Genomic DNA, 10,996 nt, shown 5'->3' with positions numbered 1-10,996 from the left:
GGTATCGGCAGTGATAAACGCAGTGACTTAATTTGGTAAGTTCCATATTGAGATGGTACTAAATATGAAGATTTGGGGATACACACTCCATCCCTCGGGCTTACGCCCGGGGTTTATTGTGAGCAGTAGTTATAAAAAACGGGCCGGCAAAAACCGGCCCGTTTTGGTGTTTTTGTAGAAACAAATTAAGTGTAACTTTCCAAATACGTATGCAGGCCTTCTGCGCGCGCTTGGGTTACAGCTTCCTCGTATAATTCCTCGGCTTCTTGGGTTTTGCCTAAAGCGTACAATACTTGCGCCAAAGACAATTTAGTCAGTATCTGGCCGCGCATTTCATCGGAATTATCAAACAAAACGCGGGCTTCCTGCAAGTCTTTCAAAGCTTCTGCCAGTTTGTTTTTGCGTTTTAAAATGTCCGCGCGGCCCCATTTTACAAAGCCTAAATCCACCGTGTCATTGATGGAGGAATACAGCTTGTCCGCCGCGTTATAATGCCTAAGCGCCTCATCGTATTTGCCTTGCTGGCGCAGGCCGTTGGCCATACCGCAGTTGGTATAAGCTTTGCCAAACACGTCCTGCGTTTTGCGGAAAATTTTCTCCGCCAGTTTATAATTTTTTACGCAATCGTCAATCTTGCCGCAAATACGGCTGATGCCCGCCAAACCGCAATAGCCGTAAGCCAGGTTGATTTCGTCCCCCGCTTTTTTAGCCAGGCGGATAGCGTCTTTAAATTGTTTAATGCCGTCTTCAAAATGGCCCTGCAGGCGGAAGATTCCCCCCTTGGCCCAGCAGATAAAACTCATGCCGGCCCAGTCTTTTTGTTCTTGGTAATAAGAAAGAACCGCGTCCAAGAGTTCCAAGGCTTCTTCCAGCCGGCCCCAAGCGCGCAAAGCCATACCCATTTCCTGCATGGAGCGGACCAGGTAATCGTCCATTTCCAGTTCCTGCGCCATTTGAAGCGCGTCCTGCCCCATTTCATACGCGGCGGCGGAATGCCCCAACGTGCGGTAACACGCGGCCAAGGCCAAAAGCGCGTCCATGCGGCCTTCGGCGCTTTCACAAATTTGCAAAGAAGCGGCATAAGAGGCTATGGCTTTCTCAAAAGAACCTAATTGGCGGTAGGCTTCCCCTTCTAAAAAACGCAATTGGGCGTTTTTATTTCTTACGCCTTGTAACAGTTCCAATGCGCGGGAAGGCTGGTTTGCGTCCAGCAGTTCTTCCAGCAGTTCCGGCTCGGGCCGATTTGTTTTTTTAACAGCCATGAAGCTCTCCTTTTACTTTTATATATACAACAAACGGCCGCTCTGGCCGTTTATATCTTTAAATATTTTTTTATTTCCGCCAACGTGGAAACCAAATCATACGGTTTGGGGATAAAGTAGTCGGCGCCGGACTCGGTGGCGCGCTCGCGCGAGTCCACATCGCTTAAGGTGGACATGATCACCACCGGTATACGCCAGGTGGCGTTATCCGTCTTAAGCAGTTTGCACACGTCAAACCCGCTTAATTTGGGAAGCATCAAATCCAACAGCACCAAATCCGGCTTATGCTTTTTAACCAAAGAAACCCCGGTTACCCCGTCCGCCGCCCAAAACGTTTCCACGCCCTCTATCTTTAGGGCGCCCGTTAAGGCGGTGGCAAGCACCTTGGAATCTTCTATCAAAACCACCTTTTTCACAGCATTTCCTCACATTGGTCTTTATAAAGCGCGGCTAAACGCTGGTATTCGTGCGCGTTATGTAAAATGCCGTTTATCTCGTCTTCATCCAGTTGGCGCACCACTTTGGCGGGCACGCCCATCACCAAAGACCCGGCCGGGATATTCTTGCCCGCCGTTACCACGCTGCCCGCGCCGATAATGCAGTTAGGGCCAATCTCGCTTTCCAATACCACGGCGTTCATGCCAATTAAGCAGTTATCCCCTATTTTGGAGCCGTGCACAATGGCCCCGTGCCCCACCGTAACCCCTTTGCCGATAACAGCCGGGCTGTTGTAATTTACATGCACGCAGGCGTTATCCTGTATGTTGCTGCCGGCGCCCACGGTAATGGGGGCAATGTCCCCGCGCAGCACGGCGCAAGGCCAAACGGATACATTTTCTTCCAGCGTTACGCCGCCCAGCAGGCAGGCCGTTTTATGAATATAGCAGGAAGCGTGTTTTTTGGGTACAAGTTCGTTAATTCTTTCTCTCATGATGTTTTTCCGGGTAAACGTTTATTTTTCTTGGAACGGGGCGCTTCGGACAGCTGCAGCCCCCAATAAATAAAAATACTCACAATGCCGGGCAAAATATAATACACCACGCGGTAGATTAAGGTAGCCATGAGGGCGGCGTCCCAATTAATTCCCATTTGCGCGTAAACGGCCGTCATGGCCAGTTCCATGGCTCCCAGCCCGCCGGGCAGCAGGGGGATTAACGTGGTTACCATACCCACCGCAAAGCCGGCCACCAGCACGCCTGCCGTAATATGCACGCCCACCGCGCGGAAAGCAAAATACAACACCAAAATAGTAAACAGCCAATCCGCGCAGACGTAAATAATCGTCCAGGTAAGTTTGTTCTTTTTCTTATGGATAAGGTCTATCCCTTCGTCCAGCTGGTCTACAAAATCATCGTATTTGCCTTTGGGGATAAGCGCCCGGAAAACGTGGAACAGCACTTTGTTAATCAAGCGGAAAATGCGCCTTACCCATTTGGAGCGCCACTCGTTATTAAACAAAAACGCGGTTACCACGGCGCACACCACGCACATCACCACAATTAAAATAAAGTTCTTCAAAAGCTGCATGGTGGTGGCGGAACTGTTGATGCACATCAAAATGGAGCCCTGCAAAATGATAATAGCCAACACAAAATAGAGCAGAACGGTAATAACAATGCTGGCCGTTACGCACATGCCAAACGGCACGCGGCGGCGGTTAAGCAGGTGCGCGCGCAACGCAAAACCCGATACACCGAGCGAAGACACCACATAATTTACCGTAGTGGACACCAGCGCAATTCCCACCGCGGCACCGCGGCCTATTTTGCGGCCCATAATGCGCAGCACCTCATACAAGCTCATGCCCATGGCCACATAAATAAACGCGGAAGAAAGCACCGAAAGGGCAAGATACTCGGTGCTTACTTCCCGCCAAATTTTAACAAAACTGTCTTTGGCTTGGTAAATAAGCAGGCCGATAATCCCCAAAGAAAACAAAATTCCCAACGCATACAATAAGTATTTAACGGGTTTTTTCATATGCGCACCTTAAATAGATACTTAGATAAATTATATAATTTATTATAAAGCTTTTGGGCTTATTTATCTTTCATTTTAAAACGGAATTTTTAATTAGTTATGAAAAGCATTAAAGTCATCGGCGCTAAGGGCCACAATTTAAAAAATATCACGGTGGAAATCCCTAAAGACAAAATGACGGTGGTAACCGGGCTTTCCGGCTCGGGCAAGAGCTCCTTGGCGTTTGACACGATTTACGCCGAAGGCCAACGGCGCTATGTGGAAAGCATGTCCGCCTACGCGCGGCAGTTTTTGGAACTGATGGAAAAGCCGGACGTGGAACACATTGAAGGCCTTTCCCCCGCCATTTCCATCGAGCAAAGAAACCCCTCCAAAAACCCGCGTTCCACCGTGGCCACGGTGACGGAAATTTACGATTACCTGCGCCTGCTTTTCGCGCGCATAGGCAAACGCCACTGCCCGCAGTGCGGCCGCCCGGTGGAAACGTGGAGCGTGCAGGGCATCGCCCAGGATATTTTAAAAAAATTCAATGAAAGCACCGTTTATATCTTGTCCCCCCTGGTGCAGGGCCGCGCGGGAACGTATGAGGAGCTTTTTGCCAAACTGAAAAAAGAGGGCTACGTAAAAGCGCGGGTGGACGGCATTATTACCGAAGTGGCCCAGCCCCCCGTGTTGGAGCGTTACAAAAAACACACCATTGAGCTGGTGGCCGATGAAATTTTTGTGGAAGAGTTTGAAAAAGAACGCTTAACCGAAAGTTTGGAAAACGCCCTCAAATATTCCAAAGGCCTGGTGCGCGTGCTGGAAACCGAAGGGGCCTCCCCGCGCGAGTTTACATACAGCGAAAACAACGCCTGCGCCCACTGCGGCATTGGGTTTAGCGAACTGGAACCGCGGCTTTTTTCTTTCAATTCCCCGTATGGGGCCTGCCCGGACTGCAACGGCCTGGGCCTTAAAATAGAGGTGGATGAAGACCTGGTAGTGCCGGACGCTTCTTTATCCATTAACGAGGGCGCCATCGCCGCGTGGGACAACCCCGTCACCACCCGCACCCACCGGTGGAAAAACTCCTGGAGCGGGTATTATTATGACATTTTAAAACAAGTCTGCCGCCAGAACCGCATTTCCATGTCCACGCCGTGGAACAAGCTTTCCCGCGCGCAGAAAGACTTGCTTTTATACGGCAAAGGGCACGCCAGTTACACATCCGTCATCTCCGGCGGAGAGCAGGATTTTGAAGGTGTTATCACCAATTTAAAACGCCGCTACCAGGAAAGCGAAAGCGAATTTGTAAAAGAAGAAGTCTACCAGCGTTTTATGCGGGAGGTCACCTGCCCCACCTGCCAAGGAGCGCGCCTTAAGCCGGAAGCTTTATCCGTCTACGTAGGCGGTAAAAACATACGTGAAATAACATCTATGCAGGTCTCGGCCGCGCTTACGTTTATCAACGGTTTGGAACTTTCCGCCAAGGAGCAAACCATCGCCAAAGACGTGCTGAAAGAAATTAAAGCCCGCCTGGGTTTTTTAAACAGCGTGGGGCTTTCTTACTTAACCTTAGACCGCAAAAGCCAAACCTTATCCGGCGGAGAGGCCCAGCGCATTCATTTGGCCACGCAAATAGGCTCCGGCTTAACGGGCGTGCTGTACGTGCTGGACGAGCCCACCATCGGCCTCCACTCCCGCGATAACGACCGCCTGATAGAAACCCTTAAAAACCTGCGGGATTTGGATAATACCCTCATTATTGTAGAACACGACAAAGACACCATTTTAGCTTCTGACTACGTGGTGGAAATAGGCCCCGGGGCGGGAGAGCACGGCGGGCAAATTGTTGCGTCTGAACCCACGGAGGAGTTTTTAAAAGACCAAAACTCTCTTACCGCCTCTTACTTAAACGGGCAGCGCATGATTTTACCGCGCAAGACCCTGCGCAAAGGAAGCGGCAAAAACATACAAATTTTGGGAGCCCAGCAATTTAATTTAAAAAATATTGACGTAAAAATCCCCCTGGGCAAATTTGTGTGCGTGACGGGCGTATCCGGCTCGGGCAAGAGTACGCTGATACACCAAATTTTATACCGCGCCCTGGCAAAAAAGTTCTACAACGCCAAAGACACCCCCGGCAAACACAAAGACATTAAAGGCTTGGAAAATATTGATAAAGTGATTATTGTGGACCAAAGCCCCATTGGCAAAACGCCGCGCAGCAACCCGGCCACGTACACGGGCGTGTTTTCCCATATACGGGATTTGTTTGCCCAAATGCCTGAGGCAAAACGCCGCGGCTACAAACCGGGCCGCTTCTCCTTTAACGTAAAAGGCGGCCGGTGCGAAAAATGCCAAGGGGACGGCATTTTAAAAATTCAAATGCAGTTTTTGCCGGACATCTATGTAAAATGCGAAGAGTGCGACGGCAAACGCTTTAACGAAGACACCCTGCAAGTAAAATTTAAAGGCAAAAACATTGCCGAAGTGCTGGACATGAGCGTAAGCCAGGCGCTGGAATTTTTTGACGCTATCCCCCGCATTAAACGCATTTTGCAAACCTTAAATGACGTGGGGCTTGGCTACATTAAACTGGGCCAGGCGGCCACCACGCTTTCCGGCGGGGAGGCCCAGCGTGTAAAACTGGCGGACGAGCTTTCCCGCAAAGGCACGGGCAAAACGCTGTATATTTTGGACGAACCCACCACCGGCCTGCACTTTGCCGATATTGACAAGCTGCTTCACGTACTGCACGGCCTGGCCGATAAAGGCAATACCGTGCTTATTATTGAGCATAACTTAGACGTTATTAAAACGGCCGACTGGCTGATAGATCTGGGCCCCGAAGGGGGCGACAAAGGCGGCCAAATTGTGTGCGAAGGCACCCCGCGTGAAGTGGCCGCCTGCCCGCAGTCCTACACCGGCAAATACTTAAAGCCGGAGCTGGACGCCGTGGACGAGTTTTTAAAAACCCACCCGCAAGCGCAACTGCACACCGCCCAGGAAAGTAAAAAGAAAAACGCCCCAAAAGCACCCGCCAAAAAAGCGGCTTTGGCAAAATAAATGCCAGAACACAAAACACCCCGGTCTTGATAAACCGGGGTGTTTTATTTTAAATAATTATTGCATACGGAAAAAACGTGTTCCGCCTGCAGTTTTTTGATAAGAAGCACCAAAGAGTTTATTGCAATAATCTCCTTGATTTTTAGAGAACACAACCCCTGTAGAAATTCTTTCCATACAGATAATATTATCCTGATCATAGTTAAAATTATTATCTCCTAAAAAAGCAAAACCGCCCCCTTTATATTCTCCTTTTAAACGTCCGATATATAGTCCCAAAATATCCGATTGGTGTAAAATTTGCAAGGACCATTCCCCGTTAGAGCGGCTGTCTGTAGCCATGTTATACCATTTTTCCGTCCCGGTCCAGGGCATATCTACATCCAGCTGGTCAAAAGAAGAGGGATAAGAACCATTGGCTAAATAATAACTTTGAAAAGCCTGCCCGTAAGATTTAAGCAAAGCCAACGCCTGTGTGGCGCGGGATTTTTCCACCGCTTTTTCATACTGCGGCAAAGCCACGGAAGCCAATATCCCGATAATCAACACCACAACCAAAAGCTCAATCAACGTAAAGCCACTTATTTGGCCCGTTTTTGCGTTTTTCATACTCAACCCTTTTTTTAACTAAATTTTGCTTTTAGCAAAATTTATCAAAAAAAAAAAAACGCGTCAAGGCATTCTTAAAATACCCGGGCAAAAATTCTATAATATACGTACAATATGAAAGAAAAAATACACAAAACAAACGCCGCGCGCCATTTGGACGATTTATCCATTCCCTACGAGCTTATCCCCTACGCCGTGGACGAGGAGGACCTAAGCGCCCAGCATGTGGCGGCCTCTCTCAACGAAAATATTGAGCAGGTTTACAAAACACTGGTGCTTCGCGGGGAGCGCACCGGGCTGTTTGTCTGCGTAATACCGGGAGCGGCCGAGCTGGACTTAAAACTAGCCGCCAAAGCCGCCGGGGATAAAGCCTGTTCCATGGTGCATGTAAAAGAGCTCATGCCCCTTACCGGTTACGTACGCGGCGGCTGTTCTCCTTTGGGCATGAAAAAAGCCTACCCCACTTTTGTGCATGAAGACTGCATTTTGTGGGATTATATCTACGTAAGCGCCGGGCAGCGCGGGCTGCAGCTTAAACTAAACCCGCAGGATTTGTTAAAAGCCGCCAACGCCCAAGCCGTTGCCTTGTGCAAATAAAATTACCATCTTAAAAACTGCCGGTTCCACTTGCAAAAGATGTTTCTTTTCTTATACCATAAAAGAAAACTCTCTAAGGGGGATTTAATTATGTATGCAGGCGTTTGGAAACGTTTATTTGCTTTTTTAATTGACGCGGCGGTATTTGTCATACTGTTTTGGGTGCTTACCCAAACCGCCGGCATTACCACGGCCTCCGTGGCTACGGTGGTTATTATTTGGCTGTATTATGCTTTAATGGAAAGCTCCCCCATGCAAGCCAGCTTGGGTAAAATTATCATGGGCTTAAAAGTGGTGGACCGCCGGGGCCGCCGCTTAACTTTCTGGCAGGCTACGGAACGTATTTTATCTAAAATCGTCACCAATATTACGTTTTACTTTGGTTTTTTTATTGCGGCGTTTGATAATAAAAGACAGACCTTGCATGACCGCATCAGCCACAGCGCCGTGGTGCTGAAAAATACCGAGTTTGACCCGGACGATTTTGTGGAAGCGGAAGACAATTCCCTCACCTTGGTTACCATTGTATCCATCTTGCTGGCGTTGGTGTTTGTATCCGCCCTGCTGATGACGGTCGCCCTGCCCCAATACCGCCAAATGGCAAACCAAGTGGAAACCTCTTTCATAACGGAAGCCTTATCCCGCGCGGAAACGCTGCAGCTGCAGCGCGTGAAAGAAGGCCAGCTGGACCCCAACGTCTGGCAGGGAGATTTTGACGAATGCCAAAAATTAACCCCCCGCATTATGAAATGCCCCGGCTTTGAAATGATGCTTATGCCCGCCGGCATTACCGCCGCGGTGCGCACCCCGGCGGGGGATTTACTGTATACGCTTTTTAAACCGTATGACGGTTCCCCCGTGGTTTGCACCGCCGCTTTGCCGGAAGGGAAAAACATTTGCAGCGAAATTAATTAAAAACCCACGCCAGTATAAAAAACGCTTCAGACCAAACTGAAGCGTTTTTTATTTTCATTTTCCTAATGTTTTAATCCAACGCGCCTAGCCGTTAGAAAAGAAAATCGCGCTGCGCTGTCCCCTTTTGTCCCGTCTGTTTTACGGATTGGATGTTATTTTATTTAAGAAAAAAATCATCAAATAAATAAAGCAAGTCCCACCATACACGCCGCAAAATAAAAAATCCCTCCGTGAGACAGGAGGGATTTTAGTAAAACCGTTCTGCAAACCTTAGCGGGAAGAATGCACAATTAAGCGGTAGTTATATTTTAACGCTTGGAACAGGTTGTCCACAGCGGTTTGTAACAAGAGGTCATCGCCAAAATCTCCGTTTTGGAAAAACACCTGCTGTTCCCAGTTCAGGTTATCTCCGCTGGCGCGGTTCCAAATGGTGTTGGTTAAATCCTGGGTGACAAACGGCGTGGTAACTTTCACCAATACGGCTTGGCGCACCGGGAATTGGCCCGCCAGCTTTACAACACCACGGTTTTCCAACACCACCATAGCGGCGGAGGGATCATTTGCCAGCACATTATGCTGCATAAAACGAATGGCTTTTAGTTTGGCCGCCGGAGTAAGCGGGCGGAAAGTTCTGCCCGGCTGCATATCTCTGCCTAACACACGGGAGAACTCAACCAAATCCGTTTCCGTCATGGGATGAATCGCTTTTTTCCCGTTGGAAGAAAATAGATAGAGCATGTTTGTCCGTAAGTTTGCCGCCTGCACAAAATTATACTTGCCGCTTAAGGCGAACGCTTTCATCAGCTCTTCCAAATCGGCATTTAGCTCTTTACTATAGTTTTTAAATAAAACCACCAAACCGCCTTCCTGCGTTTGAATATACATACGGCGGTTGTTCATTACATTTCCCAACTTATTAAATAATTCCATCGCCCCTAAAGAGGAACCATGGCTGATATTCAAGAAAACAATCGGATTACCTTCGCTGGCGGAAAAATGAGCGCGGAACTTATCCGTTAAAAACACACGGGTATCCACTTTATAGGAGGATAACAACTCCCCCTGCGATTTGGTAAGCGCTTTATTAATGGCGTTTAGAACCTCAGGGTTTTCTTCTACAAAAGCGGCGGCTTTAGAAAGATTTTTCCCCGCTTTTTTAGACGAATTCTTAACAACGGATGAAGCCTTAAACATATCCGCCAAGGCTGTCTGTTCCGCTTTAGAATTTGCCAAACGGCGCACAGCCCGGCCCAGATTTTTTTGGGCGAAAGCAGCTTGGCCCGCTAACAGGCAGACAGCCGCAAAAATCACAGCGATATATAGGTTTTGTCTTTTCATAATTATAGGGTAGCGTTTTTCACGCTTTAGCGACAGGGCCTTTAGCCCTAAAAAATACTGGGCCAAAAAACCTAGACAGCTTTTACGTGCAAAACTATTTTGTTTTTTGTAAAATATTTATACACAATTACTTGCAGGTGTTATGCCGAGATAGCTCAGCTGGTAGAGCAACCGCTTCGTAAGCGGTAGGTCCGGGGTTCGATCCCCCGTCTCGGCTTTTTTTATTGGCCTTTTTTGACAAAGCGCTTTTGTTTACATACCGTATTGCAGAAACCGCATGCACTTAAACACGGCGTTGTGCAAAGGAGGGAACCCTGCTCTATATAATAGAAGTATTTTCAGCCTGTTGGATACAAACAGCCTAACGGGCCGTTAAATTTGCTCCGCCGGGGTTGGCTGAATCTGTACCTTTTGTATTTATCCGCATAGCGCCCGGTTTTCTGTTACCGCCCAGTACCCAGGTTATATTTTGGAAAAATTCTTCCACCATAATCTGCGCTATCCAAAACGAAAAAGACCGGACGCCAAATTGACAACCGCCCTTATTAGTGTTAGATTATTGAAAGTGCCGGATGCTGGACGGACGACCTTTTCTGTATTGAAACTGTCTCCGTAGGTACCGTCCGGCATTTAACCCCCGAGTGCGGATAGCAAGTACTTTTGGTACTGTATCTTAGCCACGGGGGTTATTTATGCAAAGCGCCTATTTTATACATTCCAACGCCAAAGCCTTTTCGTATTCGTTTAATGGCTTGGGTAATAAACGCTAAATCGCTATTTTTTCCAACTAAATCGCCTGTTTGTTAACAGTGCGTACACCTATCTCGCCTTGGCCTATTCCGCGTTTATTCCAAATATGTAATAAAAACACGCTATATGGGTTTTTAATATAAAGGGGGCGTTATGAAAAAAATAGTTTTTATTTGCCTGTCAGTTTTTATTTTGTGCGGATGTACGGCTACCGTGCACGGGGGTTTTAAAGCGGGCAAACACCCCATTCGTTTTTCATCCGTCCGGTATGGGCGGCCGGCGCCGCGCCCTGTTCACCCGCGTTACGCCCGGAAACCAAACACTTGCCGTTATTGGAAAGCGGTGACAGACTTCCGAGGAAACACCCTTTTAATATGCAGCCCCCGCCCGTAGCGGCTTTTGGGCAGCGCCGGAGGCTGTTGCCAAATGAACAGTAAAACGTGTTTTTACCTGTCCCTAAACAAGCAGATAAATAACCGCTTCAAAACCCCAACCTA

9 protein-coding genes and 1 tRNA gene are annotated in these 10,996 nt (G+C 48.3%); 4 read left to right on the top strand and 6 right to left on the bottom strand.

What is annotated here, in order from left to right; genetic code table 11:
• Positions 1 to 185 precede the first annotated feature (185 nt).
• From ACQY33_RS04915 to ACQY33_RS04900, 4 genes are read right to left on the bottom strand one after another with little or no spacing between them, the layout of a single operon-like run.
• On the bottom strand, positions 186 to 1,262 hold the full coding sequence (locus ACQY33_RS04915) for a tetratricopeptide repeat protein (protein ID WP_428074519.1): 1,077 nt from the start codon (positions 1,260 to 1,262) through the stop codon (positions 186 to 188).
• A gap of 50 nt (positions 1,263 to 1,312) precedes the next feature.
• Positions 1,313 to 1,678 (bottom strand): response regulator transcription factor, encoded by a 366-nt coding sequence (locus tag ACQY33_RS04910; RefSeq protein WP_428074517.1) that lies wholly within the window; start codon positions 1,676 to 1,678, stop codon positions 1,313 to 1,315.
• Entirely contained in the window at positions 1,675 to 2,193 is a 519-nt protein-coding gene (locus ACQY33_RS04905) for a gamma carbonic anhydrase family protein (RefSeq protein ID WP_428074515.1), read from the bottom strand. The genes ACQY33_RS04910 and ACQY33_RS04905 overlap by 4 nt, the downstream gene beginning before the upstream one ends.
• Positions 2,190 to 3,242, bottom strand: a complete 1,053-nt coding sequence (locus ACQY33_RS04900) for a lysylphosphatidylglycerol synthase transmembrane domain-containing protein (RefSeq protein ID WP_428074513.1) — start codon at positions 3,240 to 3,242, stop codon at positions 2,190 to 2,192. The genes ACQY33_RS04905 and ACQY33_RS04900 overlap by 4 nt, the downstream gene beginning before the upstream one ends.
• A 99-nt stretch (positions 3,243 to 3,341) precedes the next feature.
• Between ACQY33_RS04900 and uvrA the strand changes: the two genes are divergently transcribed.
• Positions 3,342 to 6,290 carry an excinuclease ABC subunit UvrA gene (gene uvrA / locus ACQY33_RS04895; RefSeq protein WP_428074511.1) on the top strand — a complete coding sequence of 983 codons (2,949 nt, stop codon included), beginning with the start codon at positions 3,342 to 3,344 and terminating at the stop codon, positions 6,288 to 6,290.
• A gap of 57 nt (positions 6,291 to 6,347) precedes the next feature.
• Here the strand turns inward: uvrA and ACQY33_RS04890 are convergent, their stop codons facing one another.
• Positions 6,348 to 6,899, bottom strand: a complete 552-nt coding sequence (locus ACQY33_RS04890; protein WP_428074509.1) for a type IV pilin protein — start codon at positions 6,897 to 6,899, stop codon at positions 6,348 to 6,350.
• 114 nt (positions 6,900 to 7,013) lie between these two features.
• Here ACQY33_RS04890 and ybaK point away from each other — a divergent pair, with 114 nt between their 5' ends.
• Both ybaK and ACQY33_RS04880 read left to right on the top strand, forming a co-directional pair.
• Complete coding sequence (ybaK, locus tag ACQY33_RS04885; protein WP_428074507.1) at positions 7,014 to 7,496, top strand: Cys-tRNA(Pro) deacylase; 483 nt, start codon at positions 7,014 to 7,016, stop codon at positions 7,494 to 7,496.
• Positions 7,497 to 7,586: 90 nt separating this feature from the next.
• Positions 7,587 to 8,411, top strand: coding sequence for an RDD family protein (locus tag ACQY33_RS04880; RefSeq protein WP_428074505.1), 825 nt, complete (start codon positions 7,587 to 7,589; stop codon positions 8,409 to 8,411).
• A gap of 270 nt (positions 8,412 to 8,681) precedes the next feature.
• On the opposite strand, the gene ACQY33_RS04875 is transcribed toward ACQY33_RS04880, so the two are convergent.
• Entirely contained in the window at positions 8,682 to 9,749 is a 1,068-nt protein-coding gene (locus ACQY33_RS04875) for a hypothetical protein (RefSeq protein ID WP_428074503.1), read from the bottom strand.
• Between the two features lie 144 nt (positions 9,750 to 9,893).
• On the opposite strand from ACQY33_RS04875, the gene ACQY33_RS04870 reads away from it, so the two are divergent.
• Positions 9,894 to 9,966, top strand: a tRNA-Thr gene (locus ACQY33_RS04870).
• Positions 9,967 to 10,996: the final 1,030 nt, after the last annotated feature.

It is taken from the genome of Candidatus Avelusimicrobium aviculae (assembly GCF_949292495.1).
Lineage (GTDB): Bacteria > Elusimicrobiota > Elusimicrobia > Elusimicrobiales > Elusimicrobiaceae > Avelusimicrobium > Avelusimicrobium aviculae.
This window is presented reverse-complemented; position numbering and strand designations above follow the sequence as displayed.

Bases quoted from the DNA above. Each gene is read 5' to 3' on its own strand.
- uvrA (WP_428074511.1), top strand. From the start codon at position 3,342: ATGAAAAGCATTAAAGTCATCGGCGCTAAGGGCCACAATTTAAAAAAT.
- ACQY33_RS04905 (WP_428074515.1), bottom strand. From the start codon at position 2,193: ATGAGAGAAAGAATTAACGAACTTGTACCCAAAAAACACGCTTCCTGC.
- ACQY33_RS04900 (WP_428074513.1), bottom strand. From the start codon at position 3,242: ATGAAAAAACCCGTTAAATACTTATTGTATGCGTTGGGAATTTTGTTT.
- ACQY33_RS04880 (WP_428074505.1), top strand. From the start codon at position 7,587: ATGTATGCAGGCGTTTGGAAACGTTTATTTGCTTTTTTAATTGACGCG.
- ACQY33_RS04890 (WP_428074509.1), bottom strand. From the start codon at position 6,899: ATGAAAAACGCAAAAACGGGCCAAATAAGTGGCTTTACGTTGATTGAG.
- ACQY33_RS04875 (WP_428074503.1), bottom strand. From the start codon at position 9,749: ATGAAAAGACAAAACCTATATATCGCTGTGATTTTTGCGGCTGTCTGC.
- ACQY33_RS04915 (WP_428074519.1), bottom strand. From the start codon at position 1,262: ATGGCTGTTAAAAAAACAAATCGGCCCGAGCCGGAACTGCTGGAAGAA.
- ybaK (WP_428074507.1), top strand. From the start codon at position 7,014: ATGAAAGAAAAAATACACAAAACAAACGCCGCGCGCCATTTGGACGAT.